The sequence below is a fragment of the Spiroplasma helicoides genome, from assembly GCF_001715535.1.
In the GTDB taxonomy this organism is placed as follows: domain Bacteria; phylum Bacillota_I; class Bacilli_A; order Mycoplasmatales; family Mycoplasmataceae; genus Spiroplasma_A; species Spiroplasma_A helicoides.
Genome location: NZ_CP017015.1, coordinates 120,602 through 141,026, shown reverse-complemented (window position 1 = coordinate 141,026; position 20,425 = coordinate 120,602). Strand labels below are relative to the sequence as shown.

At 27.4% G+C, this 20,425-nt stretch carries 15 protein-coding genes; 1 reads left to right on the top strand and 14 read right to left on the bottom strand.

The genetic code is table 4. From position 1 onward, the window contains the following. Positions 1–487: 487 nt before the first annotated feature. The 3 genes from SHELI_RS00635 to SHELI_RS00625 form a co-directional block, all read right to left on the bottom strand. Entirely contained in the window at positions 488–1,618 is a 1,131-nt protein-coding gene (locus SHELI_RS00635; protein WP_069115861.1) for a hypothetical protein, read from the bottom strand. 264 nt (positions 1,619–1,882) lie between these two features. After that, positions 1,883–3,712 (bottom strand): ATP-binding cassette domain-containing protein, encoded by a 1,830-nt coding sequence (locus tag SHELI_RS00630; RefSeq protein ID WP_069115860.1) that lies wholly within the window; start codon positions 3,710–3,712, stop codon positions 1,883–1,885. Positions 3,713–3,747: 35 nt separating this feature from the next. Further along, positions 3,748–4,437 carry a hypothetical protein gene (locus tag SHELI_RS00625; protein ID WP_069115859.1) on the bottom strand — a complete coding sequence of 230 codons (690 nt, stop codon included), beginning with the start codon at positions 4,435–4,437 and terminating at the stop codon, positions 3,748–3,750. 134 nt (positions 4,438–4,571) lie between these two features. Between SHELI_RS00625 and SHELI_RS00620 the strand changes: the two genes are divergently transcribed. Continuing rightward, complete coding sequence (locus tag SHELI_RS00620) at positions 4,572–5,264, top strand: potassium channel family protein (RefSeq protein ID WP_069115858.1); 693 nt, start codon at positions 4,572–4,574, stop codon at positions 5,262–5,264. Between the two features lie 203 nt (positions 5,265–5,467). Here the strand turns inward: SHELI_RS00620 and gatB are convergent, their stop codons facing one another. The 11 genes from gatB to ptsP all read right to left on the bottom strand — a co-directional run bounded on the left by gatB (position 5,468) and on the right by ptsP (position 20,375). Continuing rightward, positions 5,468–6,910, bottom strand: coding sequence for an Asp-tRNA(Asn)/Glu-tRNA(Gln) amidotransferase subunit GatB (gatB, locus tag SHELI_RS00615; RefSeq protein ID WP_069115857.1), 1,443 nt, complete (start codon positions 6,908–6,910; stop codon positions 5,468–5,470). Further along, positions 6,903–8,366: an amidase family protein gene (locus SHELI_RS00610; RefSeq protein WP_069115856.1), complete on the bottom strand. Its 1,464-nt coding sequence runs from the start codon at positions 8,364–8,366 to the stop codon at positions 6,903–6,905. The genes gatB and SHELI_RS00610 overlap by 8 nt, the downstream gene beginning before the upstream one ends. A 2-nt stretch (positions 8,367–8,368) precedes the next feature. Beyond that, positions 8,369–8,659, bottom strand: a complete 291-nt coding sequence (gatC, locus tag SHELI_RS00605) for an Asp-tRNA(Asn)/Glu-tRNA(Gln) amidotransferase subunit GatC (protein ID WP_069115855.1) — start codon at positions 8,657–8,659, stop codon at positions 8,369–8,371. A gap of 3 nt (positions 8,660–8,662) precedes the next feature. Then, a complete protein-coding gene (ligA, locus tag SHELI_RS00600; RefSeq protein WP_069115854.1) occupies positions 8,663–10,657 on the bottom strand; it encodes an NAD-dependent DNA ligase LigA in 1,995 nt (664 codons plus the stop codon). A gap of 8 nt (positions 10,658–10,665) precedes the next feature. After that, a complete protein-coding gene (locus SHELI_RS00595) occupies positions 10,666–12,288 on the bottom strand; it encodes a hypothetical protein (protein ID WP_069115853.1) in 1,623 nt (540 codons plus the stop codon). A 65-nt stretch (positions 12,289–12,353) separates the two neighbouring features. Continuing rightward, complete coding sequence (locus tag SHELI_RS00590; RefSeq protein ID WP_069115852.1) at positions 12,354–14,267, bottom strand: hypothetical protein; 1,914 nt, start codon at positions 14,265–14,267, stop codon at positions 12,354–12,356. Positions 14,268–14,305: 38 nt separating this feature from the next. After that, positions 14,306–15,199 (bottom strand): pseudouridine synthase, encoded by an 894-nt coding sequence (locus tag SHELI_RS00585; protein WP_069115851.1) that lies wholly within the window; start codon positions 15,197–15,199, stop codon positions 14,306–14,308. 7 nt (positions 15,200–15,206) lie between these two features. Continuing rightward, positions 15,207–16,451, bottom strand: a complete 1,245-nt coding sequence (locus SHELI_RS00580; protein WP_069115850.1) for a DnaJ domain-containing protein — start codon at positions 16,449–16,451, stop codon at positions 15,207–15,209. A gap of 86 nt (positions 16,452–16,537) precedes the next feature. Further along, entirely contained in the window at positions 16,538–17,008 is a 471-nt protein-coding gene (locus tag SHELI_RS00575) for a PTS sugar transporter subunit IIA (RefSeq protein WP_408640712.1), read from the bottom strand. An 84-nt stretch (positions 17,009–17,092) separates the two neighbouring features. Then, positions 17,093–18,640, bottom strand: a complete 1,548-nt coding sequence (locus SHELI_RS00570) for a hypothetical protein (protein WP_069115848.1) — start codon at positions 18,638–18,640, stop codon at positions 17,093–17,095. Positions 18,641–18,656: 16 nt separating this feature from the next. After that, positions 18,657–20,375: a phosphoenolpyruvate--protein phosphotransferase gene (ptsP, locus tag SHELI_RS00565; RefSeq protein ID WP_069115847.1), complete on the bottom strand. Its 1,719-nt coding sequence runs from the start codon at positions 20,373–20,375 to the stop codon at positions 18,657–18,659. Positions 20,376–20,425 lie beyond the last annotated feature (50 nt).

The window sequence follows — 20,425 nt, the reverse complement described above, 5'->3', positions numbered from 1 at the left end:
AATTTATAGATCTTTTGTAATTTGTAAATTTGCTTTTCCTAGAGCATTTTTTATAACTTGCGTCTATATTTATATTAAATTTAAACTATTTGCAATGCAGTTACCATATGATATATTAAAGTTTTTTATGAACCAACTATATTACTTTGAAATTTTTGTTTTATAATTACTTTTAAGTTATTTTATCCATATATTTATAAATATTTTGTATTATTAAACTATGATTAAAGAGTTTTTTAAAATAAAATTTATCATTTAAGAACTCACTCTTGTTTAATCTAGCTATTTGCTTTTTATGTTTTGGGTGTAATGGTCATTAAGTTATTCTATAATACAGTATTCATAGTTTATGACTTTTCAAAATCAGCATTTATTAAAAATTTGTTATCTTTTAATTTAGTTTCTATATAAAAAAACACCTCTTAATAAAATTTTAACAATAAAAGTTTTTTTACTATCCATTTTATTTTAGGTGTTAAATTGATAACTATTTTTTGTCTTCGACTTCTTTGCCACTTGCCAATTTTTTTATAAATTTAGATATTTCAGCCTCTGACAAGAACATTTCGCCTGTATTACCTGTTGAATCAGATTTTCGAGATGTTTTGTTTGTTAAAAACTCAACATCTTGCTCAATTGATTTGTCCATACTTTTTTCAATATATTCATCGTCATCGTATGTTGACTTACCACTTGAATAACGTGCTGTTTCTTTACTTCTAGATCTTTTGCCAGAATCATCATCTTCATAATAGTTAAATAGTGCGCTTTTTGGTTCTGAGTTTTTATTATTTTTTTCATTATTAAATCTTTTTACACTATCTCTATCATTTGTTCTTGATTCTTCTTTATTTTCAAATCTTTTTTCATTATATTCCAAACGTTGAGTTCTTTCAATTCTATCCCGATCATTTCTGTCACGATCATTTCTGTCATATCTAGAGTTGCGATCTTCGTGGTCGTTTCATTCGTTTCATTCGTTTCGACTATATCTTTCGTTTCTATCATCACGATAACGTTGTTGATCATAACCATAACCAGAATTATCATAGTAGTCATTTTTATCTTTACCATAATAATTTTGATTTCTATCCATTGGTTGGTAAGGTCCTTGATTATATCGTGGATTGTCAAAATCATCTCTATAATTATTGTTGTATCTTTGACCTCTATTGTTTTCTCTTGAGTAATAATTACCATTGGATTCATTTCTAGACATGTAGTCAACATCATTAGAATCATCAAAGCCACCGAACTGATTGAACCCTCTGTTCATATCTGTTCTTCTAAATGGTTGGTTAAAGTTGTCCATTCCTCATTCGTTACCATATCCCAATAGTTTTGTGCTATTGTCATATAAACCACCATATCTCGAAGACATTCGTGGACCTGGACCAGAGGGATTTATCATATTAACTCCTCCAAAAGAAGCTATCAATCTATCTACATATGCATCAAATGCTGCTTGAGGTTTTCCACTATTTTCAAACAGAGCTCTTTGTGCATTTAGCATATCACTTAATTTTATAGCCTGTGCAAAAGTATTAAAAAGTGCAATCATACGCATATTTGGATCTACAACATAAAAATCCCTTTTTATTACTAACACATAATACATAAATAGTCCCCCTTAAATAATTGATAATATTCAAAAAGTGTATAAAAAACTTATTAATACACACTTTTAATTCTACTTTTTAATTCATAATTTTTATTGATAATTTTCTGTTTAATTTTAATTTAACCAAACCTTTTTTTAACAGAAAAAATAGTTATATATACAACATATACTAACACTATGATTATACCATATTTTAGTCACTAGTGCTTAGATTAATGTACCCTATATATTTTCAAATATATTATACTCTTAAATTTTTTCTTATAAAGGTAAATCTTTTTTTGTAAACACAAAGTAAGCACCTACAAATAAACCAATACCAGCAAGAGCCATAAATAAATACTGACCTAAAAAAGTTGAAAGTTTGCTTGCATCTAAAGAACTATAATCAAATAATGTGTTGATTGATAAGTATTTCATTCAATCTAATGATGCGTCTGCTTTAGCAGCAATTGTCAATACTCATGAAATTATAACAATTGCTCCAACCAAAACAAGTGCATATGACATTCTGTTAAAATAACAACTAGAAATAAATCCGATTGCACTTATCACAAATAATAATAAGAATAAACCAATAAATTTAGTTGTAAGATTTGATATGTCCACAAATTGTTGAATGTTCAAACCATATATTAAAGCTAATGTAATAATTAAGTCTAAAAACACTGCTAATCCAATGTAACTAATAAAAGTGAACATTTTTGTAAGTATGACACTTTTTCTTGTTAGGTTCGTTGTTAAAAAGTTCACCATAGTTCCCTTTTCCACCTCACCAGCAACAATACTTCCTGAATTTATTATTATAAATATAACTGGTAGTAAGAAACCTAGATTTCCAAAAAACATCATATCTAGAATACTTGAAAATTGTTTTTTAATTGCTGCTTCTGATTTCATTATGTTATTTGGCAGAACTTCAAAGGTTCCTTTTGAATACATTGTAAATATCAATATGCTTAACATTGCTATTGGTAATATTGTTAAACAAGTTCATAAAATTGCCATTTTTTTGTAACTTCTATTTATGAATTCAACACTCGCCTTAACATGTGAAGTTTTTTCTGGCTCTTCATTGTACTTTTCAATATTATCTTTAACAACAGTTGATATCTCATTTTCATAATACTTCATAAAGTATTGTTCCAAATCTAAAGGGTGTTCTTTTAAAAATTCAGCTTGATTCTTTGAAACATACTCTAAAAATTGGTTAATATTTTCGTTTTTAATAAAAACTAATGCTGACCTATGGCTTAATTGTTCTGCTTTTCATAAATTTGATTTTAATAAATCTTCTTTTATTTTTTCTTTAAACTTAACTTCATAAGTTTTTTCTTCATTGTATCTAATTTTAGAAATGTCAATGGTGGAAACTATTTGTCCTTTTTTTATTATTGATACTATATCACATGTTTTTTCTATTTCTGAAAATATGTGACTAGACATTATAATCGCTTTACCTTCTTCTTTTGATTGTTTCACTAAAGCCACAAACTTTTGTTGCATCAATGGATCTAATCCAGTGGTTGGTTCGTCTAAAATTATTATGTCTGGATTGTGCATTCAAGCAATGACAAGCGCTAACTTTTGTTTCATCCCTTTAGACATTTTTTTAATTCTTAAATTAGGATCAAATTCTCAGTAATAAATATATTTTTTTACATCTTCTCAATTTGACATTCCTCTTAACTTAAAAACCATTTTCAATAAATTTATACCTGTCATATTTTCAGGAAATGCTATCTCTCCTGGTACATAACCTATTATTTTTTGTGTTTGATTTTTATCTTTTCAAGAATCATAAGAAACTATGTCTTCAATTGATTTTTCTTTTAAGTTCTTAATTGTAGAATTACCTTTATCTGGTTTAATAAAACCCATCAATGATCTAATTGTTGTTGATTTTCCCGCACCATTTGGACCTAAATAACCAAATACTGTACCTGGTTTTACTATAAAATTAATATCTTCAATACCATATCCTGATTTAAATTTTTTCACTAATCCTTTTACTTCAATACTGTTTTGTAATACATCCTTTTTTAATACTTCTATATTGTTTGTTTTATTAATTTCTTGTTTGTTTTCCATTTCTTTTCTTCCTCTCTTTTATATAAATTAAAAAATTACATAAAAGAGTAGCTTAAATAATCTCCAAATATAAATTTGTCTTTTTTTATTATTTGAGTTTTTTTGAAATTAGAAATAGTAAAATTAAATTCAGTTCTTTTTTTTATAAGAATCAAAAATATTTTGATATTTTGAACTAATTTTAAAAAATAAGATATAAACTTAAAGTTTAAAATAGAAATTATAAATTTTATTATTTTTTTAGAATATTCTGTAACAGAGTTTTGCAATACGTTAAATTCATAACTTACTACATAAGCAAATATTGAAAGAACTAAACCTAGTATCAATCCGGCATTTCAAACTAAATACTTACTTCATGACTCTAATGATGTGTCGCAAAGCATATTTATTGTCTCAATATCCAATGTTTTAATTGAGTAGAATGTATTTATAAACGTAGCAAATAATATAACCAACTTTTCTTTAATATTAATTTTAGTTTCACTGGTTCTCATAAACTGTTGATTAATTGCTTTTTTAGACAATCAATAAATACCCAACAATAAAACATATCTAATTAAAAACAAGAAAAAATGAGTATCTAAAAATATGTTGTGAATAATGACTGATACATCAAAGATTATTTGTAAAGCTAAATGAGAAAAAAACACAAGAAAAAACACCAATATTAAACTAGCGATATTTTTTATCGATCTTTTTTTAACCTCTTTTTTTAATAACATATTTATCCTTCTTAAACTTACTTTACTTTATCACATTTATTTAAAAAATCAACATTCATCAAAATACAATATTTTCTGATAAAAAATCTTATTGATGTATAATATTTTAGACTAGAAAAGAGAGAAAAACAAGTATGGCAAAAAAGAAAAGTTTTGCAATAATAGGTTCCAATTTTTTTGGTTTGTCTGTTGCTCAAACTTTAGATGAAAAAAAGCAACATATTAAAATGTTTGATATCAATGAAGAAAAATTGAACCTTTATGTATCAGAATTTGACTCTGTTGAGGTTGTGGTATTAGATTCAACCAATAAAAGTGCTTTAGAAAGAAATGGGATATCACAGTTTGATTGTGTAATTGTTAGTTTAGGTTCTAATATGGAATCTTCAATATTAACTGTTTTAAACTTAATTGACTTAGGTGTTGAAAACATCATTGTTAACGCGAGGGATAGAAGGCACAAAAGAATATTATTAGCACTTGGAATATCTGAGGATAAAGTTATTATACCCGATGTATTGGCTGGTAAATTAATAGCTACTAAAACTTTGTTTGACATTGATGGGGATGTACAATCAACCGATGGTGAGTACAGCTTTACTAATATTGTTGTTAAAGAGGAACAAGTTATTGATAAAACTATAAGTGAGTCAGGACTTACAACCAACAAAGATTTCAACATTGTTCAAATTAAAAGAAATGGAAAAATTGTTATCCCAGATGAATATACAGCTTTAAAAGAAGATGATGTTTTGGTTGTGTTTGCAAAAAACAACATGATAAATGATCTAATATTAAAAATTAGAGGAGAATTAGAAGAAGAGTAGTTTAATCACTCTTCTTTTTTATTGGAACAAAAAAAATAGATGCAAGCATCTATTTTAATTACTTATTATTTATGTGTCGGGAATAAAATAATTAGTTTAAAATTATTAGGTAAAACCTTTTTACAAGTGTGATATCTCTATCACAAAAAAATTATAACACATATATGCTAATATGCATTTTTTTTTACAAAAAATGCATATTTTTATTTAATTATTTCTTTGATTATTTTATTTAATAATTCTATTGCTTTATCTGGGTTTACATTTCCACCAGTTTCTTTCATCAATTGGCCCATAAGAGTTTTTTCTACTCTTTCAGGTCGATTTGCATATTGCTCACGAATTAACAAAACATTGCTTTCAACAATAGGTTTTAAATATGACAAGATTTCATCTTCATTATTTATTAATTTTAAACCATGTTCTTCTACAATAATTTCAACATCAAGTCCTTTTTCGTAAATTATTGGAATTATGCTTTTAACGTGTTTTGATGAAATTACACCATCATCCATCAAAGATATTATTTTAAATATGTGATCAGGTTTAATATTTGATTTTTCTATAGTTATATTATCTTTATTTAATAAAGCCTTAATATCAGACATTAAATAGTTAGTTACTTTTCTTGGGTTAGAACCTAATTTTATGGTTTGTTCAAAAAAATTGGTTTGTTCAAGGCTTGCCAGAATATAATTAACTTCTTCTATATTTAAATTGTATTCTTCTAAATATCTCTTTCTTTTTAAAGCTGGTAATTCTGGTGAATTATCAATAACTTCTTGAATTCATTTTTTTTCCAACTGTATTGGATGTAGGTTTGGTTCTGGAAAATACTTATAATCAATAGCATCTGTTTTTACTCTCATCAATATTGTTTCTTGTGAATTTTCATCAAATCTTCTAGTTTCTTGTCTTACAACTTCACCAGCAAGTATCAAATCAGATTGTCTTTTTATCTCATATTCAATGGCTTTTTTGACATTATTTAATGAATTTAAATTTTTTATCTCAACTTTATTACCAAATCCTTCATAACCATACGGTCTTAATGAAATATTTACATCACATCTCAGTGAACCCTCATTCATCTTTACATCACTAATACCTAAAAAAAGTAATATTTCTCTAAGAGTATTAACATATTCAACCGCTTCGTAGGCACTTCTTATAACTGGTTTTGAAACAATTTCAATAAGTCCAATTCCACTTCTGTTGTAATCAAGATATGTAAATTCGCCTTTATGTATTTGTTTTGCAGTGTCTTCTTCTATGTGAAGTCTTTCGATCTCAATAACTTTTTTTTCTCCGTTATCAAGATTTATTTCAATTTTACCCTCTTTACCAATTGGGTAAAATTGTTGGGTTATTTGAAAACCTTTTACTAAATCAGGATAAAAATAGTTTTTTCTATCAAACCTTAGAATGTTATCTATTTGCATATTCAATCCATTACAAGCTAAAAGAGCAAGTCTAACCCCCTCTTTATTTACTGAAGGCATAGTACCTGGATAACCCAAATCAATTTCACAAATTTGAGTATTGGGTTCTGCACCAAATGTTACTGGTCCGGGAGAAAACATTTTTGTATTTGTTTTAAGTTCAACGTGATTTTCTATTCCTATTATTACTTCAAAATTACTCATTAAACTTACCCTCCTTGTTTATAACTTTGCTTAGTAATTGTTCTAAATAATTTGATGCTTGTAATAATTCCAAATCTGCTTTTGGTTTTGCATTTAAATTAATTCCAATTGGTAAGTTATTTTCTTTTATAAAAGGTAATGTGATTGATGGCATACCACTCATATTCCCTAAAATTAGAATATCTTCAATTCAAACACCTTGATTATCATCTCTATCTTCAATATCTGTTCCTAAAACATCTTTTATTAAAGGTGCAACACTAAAACTTGGGGGTAAAATTAAGATATCTATTTTTTCATAAAGTTTTTTAATTTCTTGAATAATAAGTGTTCTTACTTTTTTTGACCTATTTAATAATTCTTCTTGATTTTCTTTTTTCAATTGTAAACTACCTATAGTAAATCTTTTTTTAACATTTGGTCCAAAATATTTAGTTCTTGATTTTTTCATAATTTCAATATAATCAGAACCTTCAGCTCTTAGGCCAAAATTAATACCATCTAAATCTGCATGTGTAGATACCGCTTCAGAGAAAGATATCATCATGTAAACAGCAGGGATGCTTTCTAAAAGTTGCTCATTAAAATCAATATACTCAATTGTATGTCCATCTTTTTTTATTTTTTCAAATAGCTTTTCGTAAGAATCTTTCAAGTCTGTTTTCATATATTTTTCTACTTGTTTAATAAAACCAAACTTTATTTGTTTAGGAGATTTACTAAAGTTTTTGTAATACTCATTAGTATTATCAATTGATGTGAAATCTTTTTCATCATAACCGTATGTTGCATCACAAAGTATTGCAACATCTTCGACAGATCTTGTAAAATATCCTAAGTGGTCAAGACTGGGAGCATAAGGAATAACACCATATCTAGATATGCTTCCGTAAGTTGGTTTGAAACCAACTATTCCATTAAAACTTGCGGGTTTTCTAATTGAGTCACCTGTGTCAGAACCAGTTGCAAAAGGAACTAAACCAGCAGCAACAGCATACGCACTACCACTTGAACTTCCTCCAGCTATTCTATCTTTGTCAAATGGGTGATGTACTTCACCATTAAAACCAAATAATCCAGTACCACCCATTCCCAGTTCATCTAAGCTTGATTTCCCTAACAAAATTGTGTTTTTATCTTTCAATTTTTTAGTAATAGTTGCATCAATTGGTGGATAATAGTTTTCCAATATTTTTGTCCCGGCGGTTGTAAGTATTCCTTTTGTAGAAAAATTATCTTTAGTAACAAAGGGAATAGCAGACAATAGATTTTGTTCATCAAACATTTTTTGTAATTCATCACCATCAAAGTCATTCTCTAATAAAGTCACTAAAAAATTACTACTCAAATGGCTTTCTAAGTTTTTGTGCACATCATTTATAAGTTCTTTAACACTTAGTTCTTTATTTTTTAATTTGTTATGAATTTCAGAAATTGATAAATACTTTGTCTCCATATTTACTTTACCACCTTTTCTATAATTACATAGCCATCTTTTGACTTAGGTGCATTATTAAGTAACTCTTGTTTAGATATTACTTCTTTTTTATTATCATCTCTCAGAAAATTATTCAAATGATCAAAACAATAAAAACTAGGTTCAACATTGTCCACATTAATAACTAACACTTTTTCAAATTTAGCTAATAACTCTTTTTCTGTTTTTAAAAAGGCATCCGCTTCTTCATCTGATATTTCTAGCATTATGTCATCAGCTAGTTCTTTAATTAATTTTTTATCTATTTTCATTATTTATTCTCCCAACATACTTAGAAGGTCTTCTTCGTTTATAACTTTAACTCCTAATTTAATTGCTTTTTCTAATTTACTTCCAGCTTCTATTCCTGCTAATACATAATCTGTTTTTTTACTTACACTTTCAATAACCTTAGCACCATAATCTTCTAATATCTTTTTAAAGTGATTTCTTGGTTGTGATAAAGTACCTGTTATGACAAAACTTTTGTTTGATATGTTTTCGTTAAAATTAGTTTCTGATAAACCATTGTAATTGAAATTTACTTCACATTTTTCTAACTGCATTAATAGTTTATCATTATCTTTATTATCAAATCAATCAATTATAGACTTTGCAATTGTTGGTCCAATGTCATATATATTTTCTAAAACTTCATATTCAATTTTTCTTAATTCATATATAGATTTAAAATTTTTCAATAAAACTTGGGCTGTTTTTTTACCAACATGTCTTATTCCAAGTCCAAAAAATAGTTTTTCAGCCGAGTTTGATTTAGATTTTTCAATTGCATCCAATAAATTTTCTACAGACTTTGTACCCATTTTGTCAAGTTCTATAATTTTCTCTTTGTGTTTTTTTAAAAAATAAATATCTGAAATATTTTTCAAATAACCATTATTAAATAGTTTTTCTAAAATTTTAATGCTCAACCCCTCAATATTCATTGCATCTCTAGATACAAAGTGTTCCATTGATCTTAAAATTTTTCTAGGACAAGAAGTGTTGATGCAATATTGATCTACTTCTGATTCCACCCTTTCTAAAACAGAATTACATTCCGGGCATTGATTAGATTCTTGCCACACATCTAATGATTCAAAATCTTCGTTTTTTATTGGTTCTAAAATTTCTGGGATTATGTCTCCTGCTTTTTTAACTTTAACTATTGATCCGATTCTAATATCTCTTTGCTTTATGAAATCGGCATTATGTAATGTTGCTGCTTGCACTTTTGTACCAGCTAACTCAACAGGCTCAAGAACTGCATTATATGTTATTCTTCCCGTTCTCCCAACACTAGCAAATATATCTAATAATCTTGTAGTTTTTATTTCTGCTGGAAACTTATATGCTATAGCTCATTTAGGAAATTTTGATGTGTATCCTAAAGCTTCATATAAATTAAAGTCATTTACTTTAATAACAACTCCATCAATTTCATAATTTAGATTCATTCTTTGTTCGCTAATAAATTGAATGTGTTTTATTACTTCATCAATATTTTGACAAAGTTTACCAAGCTCATTTACTTTAAACTTCATTTTAGAAATATAGTCTAATGACTCGCTGTGAGTCGAAACTATTTCATGATTTAAAAAATAGTATAAATATGCATCAAGATTTCTAGATGCTGCAACATTTGAGTCTAACTGCCTTAGTGTTCCTGCTGCTGCATTTCTTGGGTTTGCAAATAGTGGTTCCCCAATTTCAAGTCTTTTTTGATTTATTTTTTCAAACTCTTTTTTTGATAAAAAAACTTCACCACGTATTTCAACATAATCATTTTTATCTGAAATTACCAAAGGAATGCTCTTAATTGTTTTTACGTTGGTTGTCACATCTTCACCAAAAAAACCGTCACCCCTAGTAACAGCTTTTACAAAAGTTCCATTATTATATATTAAAGAAATTGATAAACCATCAATTTTAGGTTCTACAAAAAAGTTATAAATTTTATTTTTAATTTCTTTATAAATTTGATTATCAAAATCTCTCAAATCTTTTTCATTAAATGCATTTGCTAAACTCAACATTGGTGTTTTATGTTGGTATTTTTCAAACTTATCTAAAATTATACCCCCAACTCTTTGTGTTGGTGAATCACTAGTTATTAAATCAGGATACTCTTGTTCTAATGATTGAAGCTCTCGGTAGTACTTATCATACTCAGCATCATCAACCATCGGACTATCAAGAACATAATATGCATACCCTCACTCATTAAGCTTTTCTTTTAATTCTTCAATTTTATTCTTTATTGTATCCATAGTTCTCCTTAAATTTTTAGTCAATTATAATTTCTAATTATTTTTATTTCACTTATATTTTTTTTGTCTTCACTTCTATTAAACAATCAATAAATTATTACATTTAATAAAACAGCTCCTTGAATAATTATTATAATACCATTTGACTGTAACATCATTGGATATATTAAGTTTATAAATTTAACAACAATTGGGTTATAGAAAGTTAAGTAGTTAATTAAAAGTAAGTCAACCATTCCTGTCAAAATAGATGTGTTAAATTTTTTTCTGATAAATATTCATAAAAAAGATATTGCCAAAATAAACATTGCCAAACTTGATGTTATTCAAAATCTAAGATTTACATTAGAGAATACCGCTGTTCAGTCATATAAAAAATTTAGATAAGTATCTTCAGCACTAATTAATGATTGGTTGGAACCAAGTGTTATAGCAATGGATACACCCATAAATACAACAGGAAGTATTAATGTAACTCAATTTATCTTATCATCCACAAATGTTTCGAACTTAATAATGTTGGAGTAATTTTTAGACATTATATAAATAACAATGAACAACAATAAAAGAATTGCCAAGAATAAAGTTGTTTGAATATAGTAACCTAAAATTATATTAAAAAAGACTAGATCTATAATCGGGAATAAAGAAAGTTTCAAAATATCTTTCGTAAAGTTTTGTCTATATCTTCTTTGAACTAAAAATAATAAGCAATAAATAATAAATAAAACTTGATAAGAGTTATCTCAAGAAAAAGAGATGTATCCTCCCAACACTGTCCCAATAAATATTGGGTTACTTCTTTCTCGATACTTAATACCTGTATATCTTAAACCTAAAATCATTACATAAAATATCAAGTAAATAAAAATTGTGTCACCTAATCAAAAAGAGTTACCAAAAAGTAAAAATGCTGTTTTAGTTCCTGTAAAAATAAATAATGATACACCCATTAAGGAATACTTTTTATAAGCTCTAGCAGATTGCAATTTGTGAAATGAATCAAACATAAATATAAAAATTGAGCTAGTTAAAAATATATCTAAAATAAAAGTAAATGGTACAATTATATCTTTGAATTGATAGCTCTGCGTATTAAACAATAATGTGACAGCCAATTGAAATGTATATCAACCTTGAAATGGTTTAAATCCTAAAAACTTAAATAAAGTAGCATTGTTAAAAAACGATACTTGGTTATCTTTAAGTCACGACAATATCGATAGCATATTTTTGTGTCTAGCAAAATTGTCATCTGCTAAATTTATAAACTGAAAATAAGTTGATCCCCCAACCACTGCAACAACTATTGCAAAAATTAAAAAATGTTTTCAAAACCAATCTAGTGATAGCCAGTACTTGGTAAATATGAAACAAAAAATAATGTAAACAATTGTTAAACCTCACAAATAGTATACAAAAAATACATAAGGTAAAACGGATATAAGTTGAAGTGGGAATGTAAGAATTGAAATGTAGGTAAAAAATGCAAAAAATCCTGCCGCAATAGAAGCAAAAGGATTTTTTATATTAAATTTTAAAAGTTCTAATATTGTAACACCTGATGTATAAAACATAAATATACATATTGCAGCTATCAATATTGGAATTCAAAGAGAAATACCTGACATATCTAATCCACCATATTGATTATAACATTATAAAAATGAAATATGATTTATTTAGATTTTGAGTCTTATTCATTCCCTTTTAATACATAAATTTTATCATTTTTTGATTCCACGTTTATTTTAACAGTATCAAGTGACAAAGTAGAAGCTGTTGACTCGTCAATAATTCCATACATTGCTGTTGATAATTCACTAGCTTTATCGACTATTTCAGAAACATCAATTCCATTTTCTTCAAATCTTTTTTTTCTTGCGTCTTCATCTTTTTTCTTGATTATTTTATTTATAATTGGCATATTTTTTATAATTCCATTCATTGTTTTTGGTGAAAATGCATAAGCAACAATAATCAATAATAGACTTGTTACTAATATTATTCCAAAAAATAATGATATTAATGGTAACACAGATGAGTTTTGTGCATTGGTATGTGATTTAATATCAAAATTCTTATTTATAACAAAAACGTTGATAAGTGACATTAATAATGACGGAAGAACCAGTATCATAACATTATTTCAAACATGCTTTAATGTTGAGTTATAAGTTGCATATCTTCAAACATAGACTCACAAGTATAAATATCTAATGATTAAAAAAACTATTTTTATTGAATATAACATTATTATTCCAGATGTTAGTTCATTTTCTTCTCCACCAACTTTTAATAATTTACATAAATAAGTTAGAAATGGTGTTACAAATAAATAAACTACCCCTAAAATATTTTGAAACTTTGACACTTCTCCATAACGTCCTTTGGCATGAATTAATGTAATTTGACCTTGACACAAAATTATAAATGCTGTTGACAAAGCATATATTATAGAAAAGGTTGGGTTGTAAAACATATAAGACAATGCGTTAAAATTAGCATTATTAGTTTCTGTTGTTAAAGTATTCAAAGCATTTTCGGCATATAAACTACTTACAAAGTAAGGTGACAGTATCGACATATTAATGAAAGTGAATGAAGCAACTAAAAATGTATATAATTCATATTTAACATAGCTTTCCCAGTGGATTCTTCCCCTTTTGGCAACCAATGTAACAAAAAATTCTCTAAAAGATGTTATAAAGTTGGTCATTATCAATCTTGTATTTACAGCAATTACTAGATACAAAGAAAGTGTAGACGATACACCTAGACCTAAAACAAGGGCTGCGATAATCACATCTAAATTTATTAGAAGAGAAGTACCTATTGATGATCTTGAAATCTTTGCGGCGGTTGTTGTTAATTTAAAACTATTAAAATCTCGATAATATTTTAGTCATACATATTTTCTTTTTACATAAACAGCTATCAACGAACCCTTTATAGGACTATATGCAAGAATTACCAAAAATGGTGCATATGCAGGCAAGCTTTCAAAACTCAACAACAAGAACATTAACATATAAATCACAACATCAGTAAATAGTATAATGACTTTTCTAACTGTGTTTTTATTATCGGCTGCTACGACACATTCATAGGAATTAAATCAATAATTTCCAATAAAGTTTTTTAAACTATATGAAAATGCAATAACGATCAATGTTCAATATGATACAAATTGTGTGTCTGCTAGTTCTATTCCAATTCTACTTCAACTGTTGCTATCAAATACACTACCACCATCACCAGTTACACCAGCATATACAGGATATAATAAACATAAAGAAAAAACCAATATTAATTCAGTAATACTTGCTTTTCTATACAATTTTTTAGATGTAGAATAAATTTCATTAGCTGTAATTCAATCATTTTGCACTATTGGTCTTACCATTAATATTGTTGCTGCAACACCTAAAGAACTTTCGGCTGTTGAAATTAACATAGAGAATGAAGAAACTAACCTAACATACCCGTTAAAGTGTGTTCCAAATTTTTGCAAAACAAAATACATAGTTAGTAACTGTATAATCGAGTTTATAAGGGAGATTAATGTCCCTATTATAGTACTAAAAATACTTTGTCTAGTAGATAACATTACTGCTCCCCCTAACTAAAAATAATTTTATCATTTTTTTAAAATGTTTTTTTGGACATAAATTCTTTATCATTTAAGTAACTTAAATGATCTGTAAAATTGTTAAACTTCAATTTATATGCTATTAATGCGATACTTTTTTTGGTTGTTCTTTTTGCTCCATATCTAAAATCACTCAAAATTGGACATTTGTAGAATTCACAAATAGCTCTTATTTGATGTTTTCTTCCAGTAAGTAGTCTTATTTCTAAAATATTACTTTTTTCGTCAAATCACTTGTGAATCTGTGAGCAGTTTTTATATCTTTTTACTTCTTTTACACTAAATTTTGCCTTTTTGTCTTCTGAATCATAATTAATAAATCCATCTATTTGTCCTAACTTAATTGTATTTTCTTCCAATTTAGCTAAATAATATTTTTCTATCAAATCTTTATCTTGAATTGCTGTTAATAGTGTATCAAGAGTCTTTTTATTTTTGGCATATATAACTAAACCTTGGGTTAATTTGTCTAATCTATGGATATGACTTACAACAAAAGATGTTTCACTATCAATGTCATATTGTTTGGTTGATATCAAATAGCTTCTAACCATTGAGTCTAAGCAATCATTAAAATTTGAATGCATTTCTACATTAGAGTCTTTATCAACTATTAATATATTTTCGTCTTCATAAATGATTACTAGTTTTGAAAAATCACTATTGGTGTCAACAACTCTTTTAACCGGTGTGCTAGTATCAAAAACTCTTACCAAATCTCCATTATTTAAAATTGTTTTAAGATCTTTAACTTTTTTATCGTTTAATTTTACTTTTCCAGTTCTAAACCATTTATATATTATTGATAAGCTTGTATTTTTAAAATTTTTTTTAATATAATTAAATATTGTTTGATTTTCGTCATTTTTGTTAATTTCAAATAATGTCATGTTTCTCCTATCAGCTTGCAAAAGCAAAAATTGTTATAGCACTATATAAATTATTTAAAAAGTGCATTAACCAGGTGTGTGTTGTATTTCCTTTTGTAAAAACAAATACTCCACCTAAAACCGCCCCACCTCATGTATATGATAGTAAATGCTCATAATCACCCGTTATTCCGTAGTGGATAAAACCAAATACAATAGCACTAGTTATAAGTCCAAATCATTTATTTGAAGAATTTAAAAATCAGCAATATCTAAAAACAACTTCTTCTACAAAAGGAGCGACAATAACAGCATAAGCCATTAAAAGTATAGCATAACCTATTTTTGTAGATTTAGCAGCATTTGGATCATTTAATACTCCAATTAATGCATTTTGATTATTAGAATCACCAAGTTTGAATAATCTAGTTTCCACAATCTCGGTCAAAAATAGACTTACACCAACCATAACAATAGTTCCAATTATAACAGTAACAACTAGTGAACCTAGATGATTTTTGAATGTTTCTTTAATTTTTTTAACTAGTCTTTTGTCATAAACTATTATAAATATTGCCAAAATTAATTTAGGAATTAGTTCTAGCATCATTACTTTGATATTATTTTCAAGAGCAGATAACAAAGAGGCTATCAAAATGAAAACAATTGGTAATACAAAATAAAAAAATTCTCAGGCATAACCTTGTTTCAAATAAATAGATCTATGTTTTTGGAATAAGACAATAAATCCAAGCATAACCGAAATAATCTGAACAAACTGTATTACAACTTGAGCGGATGGGTTAGTTTTTAGACCAAAAAGAGTTACTGCTATAATTGAGAAAAATAAAGGTACAAATAAGCCGGCAGTAACAAATATGATTCCATCTACTTTTCAGTTCAAACCATTAAAATTAAATGATTCAGATGTTTCATAATATTTATTTTGAAAATCTAAAAAACTCTTTTGAGATGAGTTATCTGTCAAACCTTTTAAAATAGAAATTGCCTCGTTAAATGATAATGTTTTATAATTCTCAAAACCTTCTCCGTACAAACCTTTTAATCCATATGAATCATAAATATGTCTTTTTTCTTTATCTATTAAAATTTCATATGCCTCAGCTATTTCAACAAAACTTAATTCTAGTTTTTTTTCTTTATTATTTTGAGGATAATGTTTTTTAGCTAATTTTATAAAAGAAGTCTTAATTTGTTTTGAATTACAAGATTTTTTTAATTTTAAAATCTCATAGTAATCTTTTGTTTCCAATGTATTCACAACTCCAAAATGTCTATAAAATGATTGTACTATTTTAAATAAAAAAATGTTCTACTATGAACATTTTTGTGATGATATTATTTAATAATAACTATTAAGTCACCTTTTTTAACTTTTCCTTTAGCAACAATTTCCAATGACTTACCATTCATTGATTCAGGTACAAAAATTAATGGTGTTTGAGTTGATGGAACTTTTTTAGCAATCGATTCTAAATCAGCTATAACAAGTAAGTCTCCTACAGAAACTTCTTGATCTTGTTTAACTTTTACATCGAACCCTTCACCTTCTAGTGAAACAGTATCTAAACCAATATGTAATAAAATTTCTACGCCGTTTTTATTTTTGATCCCGTATGCGTGACCTGTTGGAAAAACAGTAACAAGTTTTCCATCAACTGGTGCAACAAATTCACCGTTATCTGGAACAAAAGCTAAACCTTCTCCTAGCATACCTTCTGCAAACACTTCATCTTGAACAGTGTGAATATCTATTATTTCACCATCTACAGGTGCAAATATTTCTAAATTTTTTTTCTTTGTGAATAATCTCATTTTAATGTTCCTTTCAAAAATATTTTATAACAAATAATTAATAAATGTATTTAAATTAACTAACATATTAATAAAATATTATCTACTTGTTACTTTAACTTTTATTTTAACATCTTTTGCTCCAGAATATTGAAATGTAACTTCTTGTTCTTCAGAAGGTTTGCTTCCTGAAATCAAGAATATGTTGTAGTGATCACTACCTTTGTGACCTGTTATTTCAACATCTAAATTATCATTATTTTCAAATGTAGTTGTTAAAATTCCTTCTGATATAGGGTTATTTATATAAGACAAAACAGCTAATCCTTGTGATGTTTTAAGTTCGTAAACACTATCTTCACTAAGACCAAAAATTGATGGTGCAGGTTTTTCAACTTTATTAACAATTACTTTTATTTTTATTGAAGTGTCACCATAAGAAACATTTACTATACATCCCTCAGATGATGTTGGTTCCAAGCCATAAACAACAAGGATAAAAGTTCCAGTATTTTCCATATCATAATCTGACATTGAAAATGCGTCAATGTATTTTTTGTCATTATCACTAACTTCTACTTTAATTGGAGCATATTGATAATGATTTTCTACTTTAAACTCATTGTTATTTGAATGCATTCCTTCATTTATTGTTATTGGTGATTTAGGTGATGTTGTAAATTTTGGTGCATCTAAAACATTTACTTTAAATTTGCCAACACTTTCACCATATATAACAGTTATCTCACAGTCATCTATAACTTTATCAGGAGATGTTACATCAAATAAAATAACTCCATCACCTGAATCATCCATTGTATTTTTTAAAGTAACTTTTACATCGTTTTTGCTTGAAACCATTGAGATTTTTGAACCCTTTACAGCATTTTCTACCAAAAAGTCCCTATCTATAGTTTGATTTTTTTGCATGTCAACATCATATGTATGTATCAATGGTACTTTTGATTCGGATTGTTTTACAACCTTTAAAATTAAAACACCTTGAGCATTACCATAGTTAACAAGAACTCTTGTTTCACCTTCTCTAAGACCTTTTATATTAAATTCAATTAGTCCCTTACCTTCGCTGTCAACTCCGGTTGTATTGATTACTTGAGCAACTGATCTGTCAATAGAATCGATGCTAAATTTTGCATCTTTTACCGGATTCAAAATAACTGCTTTTATTGGTGCTGTTTGGTTTACAGCTATTTTTTGTTCTTTTTCAAGTTCTACTTTGGGATCATCGTGTTTTGAATCTACTACATTAACCTTAAAGGTTGTTTCTGATTCACCATACTTAACTTTTAAAGTGCTTTCACTAACTTTTTTGGCTAAAATACGTATCTCAAAATAACCTAACTGTTCACTATCTTTGTCAATTGATGTGTGAACATATAAGTTATTTTTATCATAATCAGTTACTTTGATTTCAGCATCTTTTATAGCTTCTGGAATTCTGGCAACTATTATTTTTCCAGAATTTTCATAAATATATTGATCGTCAATTTTGAAAGTATCTAAATTAGGGTTTTTATTTGCATCTTCTTCGCTTGTTGTCTTAGTTTGACAACCACAAGATGCTACAATTGCACTTGATTGAGCTGTAATTAATAATGATGATAAAAATCCAATTAGCTTTTTCATTAATCCTCCTTATATACTATTTATCTTTCATTAAATCATGTACTAATTTTAAAACTTGTTCTGATGTTTCACATTCAAGTGCTTTTGCAACAAGTTCTTGAGTTTCTTTTAAAGTTAATTTTGACATTATACTTCTTGCTTTTAAAATACTTGTTGCAGACATTGAATATGCATCAAGACCAAGACCCATTAATAAAGGTACTGCATCTGGTTCTCCAGCCATTTCACCACACATACCTGCTCATCTTCCATGTTTATGAGCCCCATCTATTGTTAGTTTCAATAATCGTAGTATTGATGGATTGAATGGTTGATATAGATAAGTAACATTTTCAGACATTCTATCGGCTGCCATACTGTATTGAATTAAGTCATTTGTACCAACACTAAAGAAGTCTGCATGTTTTGCAAAGTTGTCAGCATTAACTGCGGCTGCTGGTATTTCAACCATCATTCCAATTTCTAAGTCTTTACCTACTTTTACACCTTCTTTTTCAAGTTCTGCTTTGCAATCCAAAGTAAAGTTTTTAGCAGCTAAAAATTCATCCACTGTTGCAATCATAGGGAACATTATTCCTACTGGTCCAAATGCACTAGCTCTTAATAAAGCTCTTATTTGTTCTTTAAAAATATCTTTTCTATCTAATGTAAATCTAATTGCTCTATATCCTAAAAATGGGTTCATTTCTTCAGGAAACTTAAAGTAAGATAATTTTTTATCTCCCCCAATATCTAATGTTCTAATAACAGTTAATTTACCGTTCATATCTGTAACAACTTTTTTATATGCTTCAAATTGTTCTTCTTCTGTTGGGAAATGATCATTATCCATGTATAAGAATTCTGATCTAAATAGACCAACACCTTCTCCACCATTTTCTAAGACAGCAGCCACATCTTTTGGACTACCTATATTTCCTTCTAAAATAAATTTATCATAACCATCTTTTGTAACGGTTTTTTTAGTTCTAAATTGTTCTAATTCGGCTTTTTCTTCTAAGAATTTTTTTGCTTTATCATTTCATTCATCTTTATTAGAAGGATTAATTTCAACTTCACCAGTAACTCCGTCAATAGCTATAGTGTCTCCCTCTTTAACATCTTTTAAAACTGTTTTCAAACCTAAAACAGCTGGTATTTCTAAACTTCTTGCCATAATAGCGGCATGACTAGTTCTTCCCCCAACATTACATGCAAAACCTTTTACAAAAGTTGGATTTAATTGTGCTGTTTGAGATGGGGTTAAATCTTCAGCTATAATTATAACTTCTTCACTGATTGCAGCTAAATCTAAAACTGGCAATTTTAAAACATATCTTATCAATCTTTCAGTTACATCTTTGATATCTGCGGCTCTTTCTTTAAAATAGTCATCATCCATTGAACCAAACATTTCAATATACTTGTTTGCAACTTCATGAATTGCACTAGCAGCATTATAGTTTTTATCATTTACCAATGCAGTAAATTCCTCTGCCATTGCTGGATCTTCTAAAATTGAAGCGTGAGCTTCAAAAATAGCTGCCTTTTCTTCTCCAAGTTTTTCTTTTGCTATCATTTGTAAATTTTCTAAATCTTTTTTGGCTTTTGCAATAGATTCTGTAATATTTGTTAACTCTTCTTTTACATCCTTTGCTTTTGAAGTAGGTATAACAATTGGGTGTTCGTCTAAAATATAAACCTTAGCCAAAGCAATCCCACTACTTGCTCCAATACCTTTAATTTTTTTTGCCATTTATATATTTCCTCCTAATTTACTAATCATTAATTATTATACACAAAAAC